This is a genomic window from Sandarakinorhabdus sp. DWP1-3-1, assembly GCF_049896705.1.
Classification (GTDB): domain Bacteria; phylum Pseudomonadota; class Alphaproteobacteria; order Sphingomonadales; family Sphingomonadaceae; genus Sandarakinorhabdus.
In genome coordinates this window covers 1,086,484-1,101,245 of sequence record NZ_JAFCUV010000001.1, presented here as the reverse complement: position 1 = coordinate 1,101,245, position 14,762 = coordinate 1,086,484, and the positions used below count along the sequence as shown (strand labels likewise).

The 14,762-nt window shown below is 67.0% G+C and carries 14 protein-coding genes; 11 read left to right on the top strand and 3 right to left on the bottom strand.

Going from position 1 to position 14,762, the window contains the following annotated elements:
* The first annotated feature begins 51 nt into the window (after positions 1-51).
* The 3 genes from ACP7AI_RS05230 to ACP7AI_RS05220 are packed head-to-tail and all read left to right on the top strand — an operon-like array spanning position 52 to position 2,584.
* On the top strand, positions 52-1,371 hold the full coding sequence (locus ACP7AI_RS05230) for an amidohydrolase family protein (RefSeq protein WP_426164841.1): 1,320 nt from the start codon (positions 52-54) through the stop codon (positions 1,369-1,371).
* A 41-nt stretch (positions 1,372-1,412) separates the two neighbouring features.
* Positions 1,413-2,174 (top strand): SDR family NAD(P)-dependent oxidoreductase, encoded by a 762-nt coding sequence (locus ACP7AI_RS05225; RefSeq protein WP_426164839.1) that lies wholly within the window; start codon positions 1,413-1,415, stop codon positions 2,172-2,174.
* Positions 2,171-2,584, top strand: a complete 414-nt coding sequence (locus ACP7AI_RS05220) for a dihydroneopterin aldolase (protein WP_426164837.1) — start codon at positions 2,171-2,173, stop codon at positions 2,582-2,584. Before ACP7AI_RS05225 ends, ACP7AI_RS05220 begins: the two co-directional genes overlap by 4 nt.
* On the opposite strand, the gene ACP7AI_RS05215 is transcribed toward ACP7AI_RS05220, so the two are convergent.
* Positions 2,581-3,366 (bottom strand): hypothetical protein, encoded by a 786-nt coding sequence (locus tag ACP7AI_RS05215; RefSeq protein ID WP_426164835.1) that lies wholly within the window; start codon positions 3,364-3,366, stop codon positions 2,581-2,583. The two genes, ACP7AI_RS05220 and ACP7AI_RS05215, sit on opposite strands and share 4 nt — an antisense overlap.
* 314 nt (positions 3,367-3,680) lie before the next feature.
* Between ACP7AI_RS05215 and ACP7AI_RS05210 the strand changes: the two genes are divergently transcribed.
* The 5 genes from ACP7AI_RS05210 to ACP7AI_RS05190 all read left to right on the top strand — a co-directional run bounded on the left by ACP7AI_RS05210 (position 3,681) and on the right by ACP7AI_RS05190 (position 7,015).
* A complete protein-coding gene (locus tag ACP7AI_RS05210) occupies positions 3,681-4,313 on the top strand; it encodes an energy transducer TonB (RefSeq protein ID WP_426164833.1) in 633 nt (210 codons plus the stop codon).
* 78 nt (positions 4,314-4,391) lie between these two features.
* Positions 4,392-5,117 (top strand): MotA/TolQ/ExbB proton channel family protein, encoded by a 726-nt coding sequence (locus ACP7AI_RS05205; RefSeq protein ID WP_426166560.1) that lies wholly within the window; start codon positions 4,392-4,394, stop codon positions 5,115-5,117.
* A 28-nt stretch (positions 5,118-5,145) separates the two neighbouring features.
* Positions 5,146-5,619 (top strand): ExbD/TolR family protein, encoded by a 474-nt coding sequence (locus ACP7AI_RS05200; RefSeq protein WP_426164831.1) that lies wholly within the window; start codon positions 5,146-5,148, stop codon positions 5,617-5,619.
* Between the two features lie 59 nt (positions 5,620-5,678).
* The gene (locus ACP7AI_RS05195) at positions 5,679-6,095 is read left to right on the top strand and encodes an ExbD/TolR family protein (protein WP_426166558.1); all 417 of its coding nucleotides are present in this window, start codon (positions 5,679-5,681) and stop codon (positions 6,093-6,095) included.
* A 155-nt stretch (positions 6,096-6,250) separates the two neighbouring features.
* On the top strand, positions 6,251-7,015 hold the full coding sequence (locus tag ACP7AI_RS05190; protein WP_426164829.1) for an SDR family NAD(P)-dependent oxidoreductase: 765 nt from the start codon (positions 6,251-6,253) through the stop codon (positions 7,013-7,015).
* 125 nt (positions 7,016-7,140) lie between these two features.
* Here the strand turns inward: ACP7AI_RS05190 and ACP7AI_RS05185 are convergent, their stop codons facing one another.
* A complete protein-coding gene (locus ACP7AI_RS05185) occupies positions 7,141-7,782 on the bottom strand; it encodes a glutathione S-transferase family protein (RefSeq protein ID WP_426164827.1) in 642 nt (213 codons plus the stop codon).
* 8 nt (positions 7,783-7,790) lie between these two features.
* Positions 7,791-9,584: an ABC transporter transmembrane domain-containing protein gene (locus tag ACP7AI_RS05180; protein WP_426164825.1), complete on the bottom strand. Its 1,794-nt coding sequence runs from the start codon at positions 9,582-9,584 to the stop codon at positions 7,791-7,793.
* Positions 9,585-9,766: 182 nt separating this feature from the next.
* Here ACP7AI_RS05180 and ACP7AI_RS05175 point away from each other — a divergent pair, with 182 nt between their 5' ends.
* The 3 genes from ACP7AI_RS05175 to ACP7AI_RS05165 all read left to right on the top strand — a co-directional run bounded on the left by ACP7AI_RS05175 (position 9,767) and on the right by ACP7AI_RS05165 (position 14,756).
* The gene (locus tag ACP7AI_RS05175; protein WP_426164823.1) at positions 9,767-11,071 is read left to right on the top strand and encodes a polyhydroxyalkanoate depolymerase; all 1,305 of its coding nucleotides are present in this window, start codon (positions 9,767-9,769) and stop codon (positions 11,069-11,071) included.
* 80 nt (positions 11,072-11,151) lie between these two features.
* Positions 11,152-12,153, top strand: a complete 1,002-nt coding sequence (locus ACP7AI_RS05170) for a LacI family DNA-binding transcriptional regulator (RefSeq protein ID WP_426164821.1) — start codon at positions 11,152-11,154, stop codon at positions 12,151-12,153.
* 116 nt (positions 12,154-12,269) lie between these two features.
* Positions 12,270-14,756 carry a glycoside hydrolase family 3 protein gene (locus ACP7AI_RS05165; RefSeq protein WP_426164819.1) on the top strand — a complete coding sequence of 829 codons (2,487 nt, stop codon included), beginning with the start codon at positions 12,270-12,272 and terminating at the stop codon, positions 14,754-14,756.
* Positions 14,757-14,762: the final 6 nt, after the last annotated feature.

Sequence of the window (14,762 nt, the reverse complement as noted above, 5' to 3'; positions counted from 1 at the left end):
GCGGCCGGTGCGATGCTGCGCGCGGAACGATCGATCGGAAATTGCATGCGCATGTTCGCAACCCTGGTCGCGGTCCTCGTCGCCGGCGCGCCCGCTGTCGCCCAGACGCCGCCCGCCGAAACGCTGTTTCGCAATGTCCGGGTCTTCGACGGCACCGGCGCGCCGCTGTCGCCGCCGACCGATGTGCTGGTGCGCGGCAATGTCATTGCCAGCATTGGTGCCGCCACCGCGGCTCCCGGTGCCACGGTGATCGATGGCGGCGGCCGCACGCTGATGCCGGGGCTGATCGATGCCCATACCCACATCATGTTCTCGACCTTGCCCCAGGCGGCGCTGCTGACCGCCGACATCGGTTTCGTCAGCATCGCCGCTGCAAAGGCGGCGCAGGACATGCTGATGCGCGGTTTCACCAGTGCCCGCGACCTGGGCGGGCCGGTGTTCGGGCTGAAGCAGGCCATCGATGCCGGGCTCGCCACCGGCCCGCGCATCTGGCCGTCGGGCGCCTTCATCTCGCAGACCGGCGGCCATGGCGATTTCCGCCTGCCCAATGAGCTGCCGGCGGCGCCGGGCAGCTTCGGTTATGCCGATCGCATCGGCGCCGCGGCGATCGCCGACGATGCCACGATGGTCCGCACCCGCGCCCGCGAGCAACTGGCGCTGGGCGCGACGCAGATCAAGCTGATGGCGGGCGGCGGTGTGTCGTCGGCCTATGATCCGCTCGACGTCACCCAGTATACCGAAGGCGAACTGCGCGCCGGGGTCGAGGCGGCGGAAAACTGGGGCACCTATGCCACCGTCCACGCCTATACGCCGCGCGCCGTGCGCCAGGCGCTGGCCGCCGGGGTGAAATGCATCGACCATGGCAACATGCTGGACGATGCGACGGCAAAACTCATGGCCGACAAGGGCGTCTGGTGGTCGCTGCAGCCCTTCACCGACGACGGCAGCGATTCCCGCTTTGCCGAAGGGTCGCCCAGCCGCATCAAGCAGCTGACCATGTATGCCGGCACCGACACCGCCTATGCGCTGGCCCGGAAGTACCGCATCAAGACAGCCTGGGGCACCGATATCCTGTTCAGCGCGGCGGCGGCGCGTGGCCAGGGGCAATTGCTGGCCAAGATGGTCAAATGGTACTCGCCCACCGAGGCGCTGACGATCGCCACGTCGGGCAATGCCGCGCTGCTGGCGCTGTCGGGGCCGCGCAACCCCTATCCCGGTAGGCTCGGCGTCGTTGCGGCCGGGGCGCTGGCCGACCTGATCCTGGTCGACGGAGACCCGACCAGGCACCTGGCGCTGGTCGCCGACGCCGACAAAAATTTCGTCGTCATCATGAAGGACGGCAAGGTCTACAAGAACACAGTGTCGCGCTGACCTTGCCGCTGACGGTGCCGGCCTGTAACGGCGGGGCCGCAATGACCAGCCCGCGTAAACAGACAGCGATCGTGACCGGCGGCGCCAAGCGCATCGGCGCCGCCATCGTGCGGGCGCTCGCCGCCGACGGCTGGCATGTCGTCATCCACTGCCACACGTCGGTGGTGGAGGCCGAGGCGTTGGCCGCCGAAATCGGCGCGGCGACGGTGGTGTCGGGCGACCTGGCCGACCCTGAAATCGGCGCCATCATTGTCGATGCCGCCGCCGGCGCGCCACCGCTGGGGCTGCTTGTCAATTCGGCATCGCGTTTCACCTATGACCGTATCGAGGATTTCACCGCGGCGGACTTCGACAGCCATATGGCGGTGAATCTGCGTGCGCCGGCGCTGATTGCCCGCGCCTTTGCCGCGGCACTGCCGGCTCATGCCGCCGAAGCGGCGCTGGTCGTGAACCTGCTCGATGCCAAGCTGCAGGCGCTCAACCCCGATTACCTGACCTATACGCTGTCGAAGATCGGGCTGGCCGGGCTGACCGAGCTGATCGCGCGATCCTATGCGCCGCGGCTGCGCTGTGCCGGCATCGCGCCAGCGGTAACGCTGGTCAGCGGGCCGCAGAGTCGCGAGAATTTCGAGGCGGTACACGACATGAACCCGCTGCGACGTGGTGTCGCGGTCGACGAGATCGTCGCGGCGCTGCGCTTCATCATTGCCACGCCGACCTTCAACGCCCAGACGATCACGCTCGACGGCGGCCAGCGCCTGCTGGGGCTGCCGCGTGACGTTGCTTACATGGTGAACACATGATCGATGACCTGACCCGCAACCCCGTCCTGCACGGGCTGGTGCCCGACCAGCTGGCGCCGCGGCGGCGCAAGATCATGCTCGAGGATTTCGATCTGCCGGTCGACATCGGCTTCCATGATTTCGAGATCGGGACGCCGCAGCGGCTGCGCGTCAATGTCGAGGTCTGGCTGTCGGCGGCGCATTTCCCGCAGTGCGATACCGTCGCCGAGGCCTGGGACTATGACGTGCTGCGCACCGCGATCCTGGCGCTGGTCGCCGGGCGCCGGTTCAACCTGCAGGAAACCGTGGCGCACGAAATCTACGGCTTGATCGCCGCGCGGCAAGGGGTCGAGGCGGTGCGTGTGTCGACGCGCAAGCCCGATATCTACCCCGATTGCGCTGCCGTCGGCGTTGAGTTGAGCAGCTTCTAGGACCCGCGGCCGCACGGCCCGATCGCGGCGAGCGCCGCCTGCCAGTCGGCGGCCAGGGCCGGGTCGCCGCCCCCGGCAGCGGCAGGCAATTTGGCGGGCAGCGTGCAGGCGAGGCGATATTGCAGCAGCGTCTCGGCCTTTACCATTGCCGCTGATTCATCAATGACATCGCCTGTCGAAACGGCGACGCTGCGGGCCTGGCCGGGCTTGGCGGTGACGACCATCGTCAGGCCGCGGCCGGTGCGTGTCGACAGGAAGAACTGGCTTTCGCTTTCGCCCGGCACGGTGCCGTCGGCGCGAAAACCATTGGTGACGCCGGTGACGATCGGCACGGCGCCCGACCGCGCCTCGACCGCGATGGCGCGGGTCCGGGTTTCGATCGCTGTATCCCAGGGCTGCTGGGCATCACGGGTGATCAGCCTTGTCTTGCCGTCAGGTCCCGGCGCGGCAATCCAGGCGAGAATGGCTTGGCCCTTGGGCTTGGGAACCTTGCCGCGGGCATCGAGCGGCGCGTCCCACAGCCATTGCAGGGTCGCCGGAATGGCGCCGGGGGCGACCAGCGACGCGTCGACGGCAGCGGAGATCAGCAGGCGAGCATGGCCGGGCGCCAGCCCCGGACTGTCCTTGTCAGCGATGCGTTCGGCGCGCGCGATCGTTGCGCGCACGATCACCGGCGCCGCCAGTGTCAGGTCGGCAAGGTCGGCATATCCGGGGGCGGCATTCCCCGGCACGGCGAGCATCAGGAACGATAGGAATAGCGTGGCGGGCGGGATTCGGACCATGGCGACGGTCTACGCCGGTGCTGTCGCGCCTGCAACGCCGGGCGCCACTCAGCAGGGTTCGATTATGCCAGGGCGCGGGTCGGATTCGGCAACTTGTATACAGATAACGGCTCGGCAACGAAAAAACCTGCTGTCCACCGGCATCGCCGGGCCTCGCAATGCGTCAATAACCGGTTGCTTGGCCGCACGCGTTGCGGTTAAAGCATCATTGGGAGAGGGTCTGCTGACGGGCTGAGGGAGAGACTGCCCCCGGCGATCCTCGCATTCGCATTCACAGGAGTATCGCAGCGCCCATGGCTTACGCTGATCAGGGGATGAGCAGAAATCGGATGGTGTCGCTGGTCATTGTGGCCTTGCTGCATGTCGTCATCGGTTATGCCCTCATCACCGGCCTCGCATTGCAGGTCGTCAAGGCAATCGTGAAACCGCTGGAGACGGTGAACGTCAAGGAGGAGGCACCGCCTCCGGAGGAACCGCCGCCGCCGCCACCCAAGGACGTCGAGATCCCGCCCTACGTGCCGCCACCGGAAGTTTCGGTGCAGTCGGAGGCCGCGCCGACGATCACCACCCAGACCACCGTGCCGGCACCGCAGCCGCCGGTCTTCACCCCGCCCGCTCCGCCGGCGCCGCCCGCGCCGGCCCCGACGGCCGCGCCCACCCCGGCAACGCCCAAGGGTCGCGGCAATTCCTTCTCGGACGATGATTTCCCGGATGCATCACGCCGCGCCGAGGAATCGGGCACGACCCGCGTCAGCTATGTGGTCGGGGCCGATGGCCGCGTGAACGAGTGCCAGGTGACCCAGTCGAGCGGCTTCCCGCGGCTCGACGAGGCAACCTGCAACATCATCAAGCGTCGGTTCCGGTTCAACCCGGCGACCCGCGATGGCCAACCGGTTGCGGAAACCAAGACCCAGCCGGTTCGCTGGAAGCTGACCGACGCGCGCTGATCTGGCCGCGCCGGGGGGATGGATCCCGGCACGGACCTGGAAGACCTGAAACAACGAAATAAATCGAGGGAAATCAAAATGGAAACAGTCGCAGCCGAAAACCCCTATGGCCTGGTAGCGTCGCTGCAGCAGGGCGGCATCATCGCTCAGGCGATCTTTGCCGTGCTGGTCTTCATGTCGTTCGTGTCGTGGTACATCATCATCACCAAGTACATCGATCAGCGTAAGGTGCTCGGCGAAGCCGGCGAGCTCGAGAAGAAGTTCTGGAGCGCCCCGGACCTCAAGACCGGTGCGTCCAAGCTCGAGAAGAATTCGCCGTTCAAGCAGATCGTCGACGACGGCCTGCGCGCTTCGGATCATCATGAAGGTCGCCTGACCGACAAGATCGACCAGCATGAGTGGGTGACGATGGCGCTCAACCGTTCGACTGCTGCTGTCGCTTCGAAGCTGACCGGCGGTCTCGCCTTCCTCGCTTCGGTCGGTTCGACCGCGCCGTTCATCGGTCTGATGGGTACCGTCATCGGCATCTATCGCGCGCTGATCAACATCGGCATTGCCGGCCAGGCGTCGATCGACAAGGTTGCCGGCCCGGTCGGTGAAGCGCTCATCATGACCGCCATCGGCCTGTTTGTCGCCGTGCCGGCCGTGCTCGGCTACAACTGGCTGATCCGTCGTAACAAGGACGTTTCGGACAAGCTCAACAACTTCTCGGCCGATGTTCATGGCGCCCTGGTTTCCGGTGCGCGCGTGGCCCAGCCGGCCGTCGTTGCGCCTGCCGCCGCCGTCAAGCCGCAGGCTCGCTGAAACGCGAGCCGGAAAGGGCATCTGACCCATGTCGATGAACATCGGATCGCCGGACGAAAACGGTGAAGAAGGCCCGATGACGGAAATCAACACGACGCCGCTTGTCGACGTCATGTTGGTGCTGCTCATCATCTTCCTTATCACCGTGCCGGTCGTGATCCAGACCGTGCCGTTGCGCTTGCCGACCGTCACCAACCTGCCGACGACGACGAAGCCCGAGAACGTGCTGCTCTCGGTCGACGCCAATTGCGATACCTATTGGGGTCAGGCCAAGGTCGAAACGAAGCAGGAGCTGCTGGATCGCGGTGTGGCGGCGCTGAAGGCCGAAATTGCCCGGCAGGAAAAGGCCGGCAGCAAGATCGAATTGCCCGAGGTCCATATCCGCGGCGACAAGGACATGGAATACCGGTGCGTCGGCGGCGTGATTTACACGATGCAGCGGGCCGGGTTCGTCAAGATCGGGTTCATTTCCGAACCTGTGCCGGGCGAAGTCACGCGCTGAAATCCCGCGGGGCGGCAGTGACGCCCCGCGGTCTCAATCCAGGAGTTTAGTCCATGTCAATGTCAGTGGGCGGTGGGGGCGGCGACGACGCCCCGATGAACGACATGAACACGACGCCGCTGATCGACGTCATGCTCGTGCTGCTCATCATGTTCATCATCACCATCCCGGTGCAGACCCATGCCGTGAAGCTGGATCTGCCGCCGCCGAACAACCAGCCGAACCAGGTCGATCCGGTGTTCAACCAGGTCGATATCGATTTCCTGTCCAACATCTACTGGAACAAGACCGAAGTCGATATGCCGACCCTGCGCAGCTACATGAAGCAGGCTGCTGCCATGCCGACCCAGCCCGAACTGCGCCTGCGCCCCGAGGGCCTGGCCAAGTACGACGCCGTCAACAAGGTCATGGCCGAGGCCCAGAAGGCCGGCCTCACCAAGATGGGCTTTGTCGGGAACGAAGCCTACGCCAACTGATCCCTCGGGATCGTTGATCGCGAATTCGGGGCGGGCCACAAGGTCCGCCCTTTTTCGTTGCGGACTGCCGGGCGCCCGCCGAGCGCGGGCTATCTGAATTGCCTCTCGTCCTTCGGCCGGCACTTGCCTACGCTTCCGGTAAAAGGGGAGCGATGATGGCGGATCGGGTTGCAGGTAAGGTCGCGCTGGTGACGGGCGCCGCCATGGGGCTCGGTGCCGAAACGGCACGGCGGCTGGCCCGGGAGGGCGCCGTGGTGCTGCTCACCGATCGCGATCCGGCGGTGGAGGCGGTGGCGCTGGCGATTGTCGCCGCGGGCGGTCGCGCCTATTTCAGGCTCCACGACGTGACCAGCGAGGCTGATTGGCAGGCTGCCGTCGCCGAGGCCGTCGGCACGTTCGGCAAGCTCGACATCCTGGTCAACAATGCAGGCGTCGCCAGCAGTTCGCTCGCGCTGATGACGCACACGCTCGATGATTGGCGGCGCATCCTGTCGATCAACCTCGACGGCGTCTTCCTCGGGTTGCGCTACGCCGGGCCGGTGCTGGCGGTGCAGGGCGGCTCGGTCATCAACCTTTCGTCGATCCTCGGCAAGGTCGCCATTCCAAACGCCGCCGCCTATTGCGCGTCGAAGGGCGGGGTGCTGCTGCTGACCAAGGCCGCGGCGGTCGAATGGGCGCCGCTCGGCATCCGGGTCAATTCCGTCCACCCCGGCTTCATAGACACGCCGATGGTAGCGAACGCGCTGCAGGCGTCCGAGAACGGCAACGAGATGCGCGATGCGCTGATCGCCGCGCATCCGATGGCGCGTTTCGGCGTACCGCGCGAGATCGCCGATGCGGTGGTGTTCCTGGCGTCGGACGAATCGAGCTTCATGACCGGGGCGGAACTGGTGGTGGACGGGGGCTATACGGCGCAGTAGCTCGCTTGCCGGCGAGAGGTGATGCGCTTCGCCCGGCCGTCGCGCGGATGGCGATGATCGCGGGTTGCCGAAGATGGTGGTCCATGGTCCCGGCCTTTGCCGGAGTGACAGGTGCCTGCGGGCGTTCAGGGCCGCGTATTGAGTGCGTGCTGATCGGCGAAGGCGCGGGCGTAAGCGGGCCGGGCCTCGCCGCGGACGACATAGGCGGCGAGGCTGGGAAATTCATCGAGCAGCCCCGAGGAGCGCAGTCGCAGCAGCACCGAAACCATCATCAGGTCGCCGGCGCTAAACGGGCCGTCGAGCCAGTCGTCACCGCCCAGCCTGCGGGACAATTGGCCGAGCCGGTCGCGGACGCGGGCTTCGACCAGCGGCAACCGTTCAGAGGCCCAGGGCTTGTCGCTTTCGAAAAGACGGGCGATCTCCAGCTCGATGACCGGCGGCTCCACGGTGTTGACGGCGGCGAACATCCAGGTGATCGCCCGGGCCCGTGCATCGGCAGCGGCCGGCAACAGCCCGGCGTGGCGTTCGGCGATGTGGAGGATGATGGCGCCGGTTTCGAACAGCACGAGATCGCCGTCTTCATATGTCGGGATCTGACCGAACGGGTTGAGCGCCAGATGCGCTGGCTGCTTCAGCGCGTCAAACGTGACCCGCCGCACCGCATAGGGCTGTCCGACCTCCTCCAGCGCCCAGCGCACCCGCGTATCGCGCGCCAGCCCGCGGCCGCCGTCGGGGGAGCGATCGAAGGCGGTAATGGTGATCGTCATCGCGGGCCTCACGCCACCTGTGGTTGCACCTGCTCGAATTGCAGCCGGGCGAGCTTGGCATAAAGCCCGCCCTGCTTGATCAGCTTGTCATGGGTGCCCTCGGCGACGATGCGGCCGGCATCCATGACGATGATGCGATCGGCGTTGCGGACGGTGGCAAGGCGGTGGGCGATGACCAATGTCGTCTTGCCCTGCATCAGCCCTTCGAGCGCGTGCTGCACAAGGCGTTCGCTTTCGCTGTCGAGCGCGCTGGTGGCCTCGTCGAGCAGCAGGATCGGCGCGTCGCGCAGGATGGCGCGGGCGATGGCCAGGCGCTGTCGCTGGCCGCCCGACAGGCGGGTGCCGGCTTCGCCCAGAAAGCTGTGGATGCCGTCGGGCAGTTGCTTCAGGAAGCCATCGGCATGGGCAGCCTCGGCCGCCGCCCAGACCTCGGCTTCGGTGGCGCTGGGCCTGCCATAGCGGATGTTCTCGAGTGCGCTGGTGGCAAAGACCATGGTTTCCTGCGGCACCACGGCCATCCGAGCGCGGACTTCCTCCGGGTCGGCGGCGACCAGCGGCACGCCGTCGAGGCGGATCTGGCCAGCCTCCGGGTCATAGAAACGCTGGACGAGCTGGAACAGCGTCGATTTGCCGGCGCCCGAGGGCCCGACGACGGCGACTGTTTCCCCTGCCGCGATGTCGAGCGAGAAGTCGATCAGCGCCGCGCCATCGGGCTTCGACGGATAGTGGAAGGTGACATGGTCGAGGCACAGCGCGCCGCGCGGCGGCACCGGCAGCGGCGTGGCATTGTCGGGAGCGCGGATGCCGGGCGTCGCGGCGAGCAGTTCGCGCATGCGGCCGCTGGCACCGGCGGCGCGCATGAAGTCGCCATAGACCTCGGTCAGCGTGCCGAAGGCACCGGCGACGATGACGGCGTAGAAGATGAAGGCGGCGATCGTGCCGCCGGTGAGGTTGCCCGAGATGACATCGAGCGCGCCCTGCCACAGGACCAGGGTGATGGCGCCGAAGATCAGCGTGATGACGACGGCGGTCATGCCGGCGCGCAGCAGGATGCGCTTTTTCGCGGTGACGAAGGCGCTTTCGACGGCGGCGCCGAAGCGGCCGGCTTCACGGCGTTCCTGGGTGAAGGCTTGGACGATCTTGATGGCGCCGAGCACCTCGGCCACCATCGTGCCGACATCGGCGATGCGGTCCTGGCTGGTGCGCGCGACGGTGCGGACGCGGCGGCCGAGCAGGATGATCGGCACCATCGTCACCGGGATGACGAGCAGCATCAGCGCGGTCAGCTTGGGGGCCAGGGTGAACATGAAGATGATGCCGCCGATGCCGGTGGCGGTATTGCGCAGCGCCAGCGAGGCGGAGGTGGAAACGACTTGTTCGATGACGGCGGTGTCGCTGGTCAGGCGCGAGGCGATTTCCGCGGGGCGGTTGATTTCGAAGAAGACGGGGTCGAGCGACAACAGGTGCGACTGGACGGCCTTGCGCAGGTCGGCGACGACGCGCTCGCCGATCCAGCTGACGAAATAGAAGCGGAAGGCGGTCGCGATGCCGAGCAGCAGCACGATACCGAGCATTGCCCAGAAGAACGGCGCGATGGTGGAGGGGTCCGAACCCGCGGCAAAGCCCTTGTCGACGACCAGTTTCAGGCGCTGCGGGATGGCGAGGGTAGCGAGCGCGGCGACGACCAGCGCGGTGAGCGCGGCGGCCAGGTGCGCGGGGTACGACCGGACAAAGCCCCACAGCAGCGACAGGTTGCTGAGTTTGCGCTGTTCGGGCGGCGGCAGATCGGGTTTTGTGGCCATCGGGCCTGATAGCAGGGGTTTGAGTGCGGCTCAATGCGCGCCCGGTCGCAGCCGCGGCGCGTGTCGTTCGTTACCCCATTATCATAAAGGATGGTGTCCGCGGCGTTTCTGCGCTTTATGCTGCACCTGCGATATGGCATGCGCGAGACGGCGGCATTTGTCCGGACAAACAGGGAAACACGATGCTCTATACGGCCTATGAAATGCAGCGGGCATGGCTTGGTGGCCTGGGTTCGCTGGCGCAGACCAGCTCCGAATGGCTGCTGAGCGCGTCCAACCCGATGTCGTTCATGCCAACGAGCCCGATACTGGCGCGCGGCCTGGAAGTTTTCGCCCATGCCAATGCGCCGCGCGGCAAGCCCGATTTCGGCCTCGACACGACGATCATCGACGGCGTCAGCATCGCGGTGAGCGAGGAGATCGTCGCCCGCAAGCCGTTCGGCCAGTTGAAGCATTTTACCCGCGCCGTCAGCGGCCGCACCGATCCGCGCGTGCTGATCGTCACGCCGATGTCGGGCCACTACGCGACCCTGCTGCGCGGCACGGTCGAGCGTCTGCTGCCCGACCACGACGTCTATGTCACCGATTGGCGCGATGCCAAGATGGTGCCGGCGTCGGAGGGCCGTTTCGACCTCAACGATTACATCGACTACATCATCGAATTCGCCAGTGTCGTCGGGGCTGGCTCCCACATGCTGGCGGTCTGCCAGCCGGCGGTGCCCTGCTATGCCGCGGTCGCCTATATGTCGGCCAACGATGACCCGGCGACGCCGCTGACCCTGACCATGATGGGCGGGCCTGTGGATACCCGCCGTGCGCCGACCTCGGTCGACGATCTCGCCACCGAACGGCCCTATGCCTGGTTTGAACAGAATGTCATCGCGACGGTGCCGGGCATGTATCCGGGCGCCGGGCGCAAGGTCTATCCGGGCTTCCTGCAGCTCGCCGGCTTCATGTCGATGAACCTTGCCAACCACATGAAATCGCACTGGGAGCTGTTCAAGCACCTTATCGACGGCGACGACGATAGCGCGGCGGCGACCAAGGCGTTCTATGAGGAATATCGCTCGGTCTGCGACATGACGGCGGAATTCTACCTGCAGACCATCGACGTGGTGTTCCAGCGCCAGGCGATCGCCAAGGGTGAGTTCGTCCACCGTGGCCAGCTGGTGAAGCCGGAATCGATCACGCGTACCGCGCTGCTGGCCATCGAGGGCGAGCGCGACGATATCTCGGGGCTGGGCCAGACCAAGGCCGCCTTGGAAATCGCCACCGGGCTGCCTGAGGACAAGAAGGCCTATTTCATGGCGGAAGGTGCCGGGCATTATGGCATCTTCAACGGCCGCAAGTGGCGCGACACGATCGCGCCGGTGGTGGAGAAATTCATCCGCCAGCACGACCCGGTCAAGATGACGGCGCTGCCCGAGCGGATCGCGCTGCCCGAGCATGTCGAGCCGGAGATCGTACCGGGCATGGAGGTCGCCTGAGCCATGGTGTCGGGCGCCCTTGACGGGCTGGCCCCGGTACTGTTTCGGCCATAAGCTTGCGGCCGACAGGATCGCAGACCATGCGCAGCACGATCAAGGAAGTTTCGGCTGCGGCAGGCGTTTCGGTGACGACGGTGTCACGGGTGCTCAACAACGAGCCCTATGTGAAGCCCGAGACCCGGCGCCGCGTCGAGGCGGCCATCGCCAAGCTGGAGTTCCGGCCCAGCGTCGCGGCACGGGCGCTCGCCGGCCAGCGGTCGTTCCAGATCGCGCTGCTGTATGACAACCCCAGCCCCTATTACATCTACAGCATCCAGACCGGCGCCCGGGCGCACTGTGTCGAGCGCGGCTTCCGGGTATTCTTCCAGGAATGCGACATCACCGCGCCGGGGCTGGCGACGGAGATCGCCGGGCTGATCGCCGAAACCCATCTCGACGGTGTCATCCTGTCGCCGCCGGTATCGGATTCGCCCATCGTCATCGAGCTGTTGCAACGCAGCAAGTTGCCGTTCGTGCGGATCGCGCCGGGCGCGGACCTAGATATCTCGCCCTATGTCTTCATCAACGACGAAGCGGCGGCCGAGGAGGTTGCCGATCATCTCGTCGGGCTGGGGCACCGCCGCATCGGCTTCATCATCGGCCATCCGGACCATGTCTCAAGCAGGCAGCGGCTGACGGGGTTTCGCCGGGCACTGGCGCGGCACGACATTGCCGAGGATCCGACGATGATCCGGCAGGGCTATTTCGATTTCGACTCGGGCCACCGCGCCGGGCGCGAGATGCTGGCTGCGGCGGAACGCCCGACGGCGATCTTTGCCAGCAACGACGACATGGCGGCCGGCGTGCTGGCGGCGGCACACGAGCTCGGCCTTCCGGTACCGGGGGATATCGCCATTGCCGGGTTCGACGATACCGACCTGGCGCGGCTGGTGTGGCCGCCGCTGACGACGATCCGCCAGCCGACGCGGGCGCTGGCCTATGCCGCCGCCAAGATGCTGATCGACGCGGTCGAGCCGGGCGGCCAGCAGCTGGGCCACGAGCTGATTGTCCGCGCCTCGACGATGGGGCCGGGCCCGGCCTGAGGGCCCGGACAGCCGGTGTGCGCTATCCCGTAACAAAGTGACTTGACACTGGGAGCGCTTCCGGACAAATTTCTGGTAACGTTTCCATACCAGAGAAACAGAGAAGGGGAGGGGTGGTGAGCCACCGATTGCGCGCCTGGAGGCCGATGCTGGCGATTGCCATCGCAGCAGCCGCGCCTGCCGTCGCCCAGCCGAGCCCGCCCACCGCCGTTGCGCAGCCGGCTTCGTGGCCCGCGCTCAAGGCGCCGCTGCCGGTCGATCCGGTCGTCGAAGCCCGTATCGACGGCTTGCTGAAGGTAATGACCGTCGAGCAGAAGGTCGGCCAGATCATCCAGGGCGACCTCGCCAGCATCACGCCCGACGACGTCTACAAATATCACCTGGGATCGGTGTTCAACGGCGGCAATTCCAGTCCCGGCAATGACGAGTTCGGGCCGGCGAGCGGCTGGCTGGCCGCGGCCGATGCCTTTTACGATGCATCGATGCGACCCGATGGCAAGCTCGTCCGCATTCCGGCGATCTGGGGCAGCGACGCCGTCCATGGCCACAACAATATCGTCGGCGCGACGCTGTTTCCGCACAACATCGGCCTGGGCGCGACGCGTGACCCCGGCCTGGTCGGCCGCATCGGGGCCGCAACGGCGCTGGAGATGCGCGTCACCGGGCTCGACTGGACCTTCGCGCCGACGCTGACGGTGGTGCGCGACGATCGCTGGGGCCGGACCTATGAAGGCTTCGGCGAACATCCGGAGATCACCGCAAGTTTCGCCGGGCCGCTGGTCGAGGGCCTGCAGGGTAGGATCGGCAGCGCCGACTGGCTGAAGGGTGCCCACATCATCGCCACCGCCAAGCATTTCCTCGGCGATGGCGGCACCGCCGGCGGCAAGGACCAGGGCGACACGCTGGCGACCGAGGCACAGCTGCGCGACACCTTTGCCGCAGGCTATCCGCCGGCGCTTGCCGCCGGCGTCCAGTCGGTGATGGCGTCGTTTTCGAGCTGGAACGGCGTCAAGCTGCACGGCAACGCCTCGCTGCTGACCGGCGTGCTCAAGGATCGCTGGGGTTTCGACGGCTTTGTCGTCGGCGACTGGAACGGCCATGGCCAGGTGCCGGGCTGCACCGTGACGCATTGCGCCGCCTCCGCCACGGCGGGGCTCGACCTTTACATGGCACCCGACAGCTGGAAGGGGCTGTGGCAGAACACCGTCGCCGATGTGAAGAGCGGCGCGCTGCCGATGGCGCGGCTCGACGATGCCGTGCGCCGCATCCTGCGGGTGAAGATCCGCGCCGGGGTGTTCGAGGCCGGGCGGCCGTCGACGCGGCCGCATGCCGGGGACTGGTCGCAGCTGGCATCGCCGGCACATCGGGCGCTGGCGCGGGAGGCGGTGCGCAAGTCACTGGTGCTGCTCAAAAACGACGGCGGCGTGCTGCCGCTACGCGCCGGCGCGCGCATCCTCGTCGCCGGCGATGGTGCCGACAATGTCGCCAAGCAGGCCGGCGGCTGGACGCTGACCTGGCAGGGGACGGGGACCAAGCCTGAGCACTTTCCCAACGCCCAGTCGATCTGGCGCGGCATCGCCGAGACGGTGAAGGCCGGTGGCGGCAGCGCCGAACTGGCGGTCGATGGCATCTGGAAGACAAAGCCCGACGCAGCGATCGTGGTGTTCGGTGAAGATCCTTATGCGGAATTCCAGGGCGATCGCGCCGATGTCGCCTTCAACGACACCCGCGACACGCTGGCGATGATGAAGCGGCTGCGTGCTGCCGGCATCCCGGTGGTGGCGGTGTTCCTGTCGGGCCGGCCGCTGTGGGTCAACCGGGAGGTCAATGCCGCCGACGCCTTTGTCGCTGCCTGGTTGCCGGGCTCCGAAGGCGGCGGCGTTGCCGATGTGCTGTTCGGCAAGGCGGATTTCACCGGCAAGCTGCCGTACAGCTGGCCGCGCCGGGCCGACCAGGTCGTGCTGAATGTCGGCGATGCCGATTACCAGCCGCTGTTCGCCTATGGCTTTGGCCGGTCGGCGCGGGACGCGGCCAAGCTGGCACCGCTGTCCGAAGATGGTCCGGCCGCGATGCGCAACGCGCCGGGCGTGCTGTTCACCGCCGGCCGCGCGACCACCGGCCGCCAGCTGTTCATCGCCACCGCCGGGCTGGCGCCGCAGAGCGTCGAGCTGACGGCGACGCTGCCGTCGCTCACCGCCCGTGCCGCCGATCGCCGCGCGCAGGAGGATTCGCGCCGCTTCACCTGGACCGGACCGGCGCAGGCCAGCGTTCTCGTCCGCGAACCCGCGGCGCGCGACCTGCAGCGCGAGGCCAATGGCGAACTGGCGCTGATCGTCGGCATGCGCGTCGATGCGGCACCGACCGCGCCCGTCGCGCTGCTGATGCGTTGCGGCGATGGCTGTGCCGGCAGCATCGACATCACGGCGCAACTCGCCGCCGCCAACGGCAGGGGTTGGACCAGCATCGCCGTGCCGCTGGCGCGCTTTGCCGCTGCCGGTGCCGACATGGCGCGCATCGATACGCCCTTCGAGCTCGGCACCGCCGGCCGGCTCGACCTGACCATATCCGAGGTCAGGCTGGGCTCCGCCGACGGCGCACGCTGACGATAA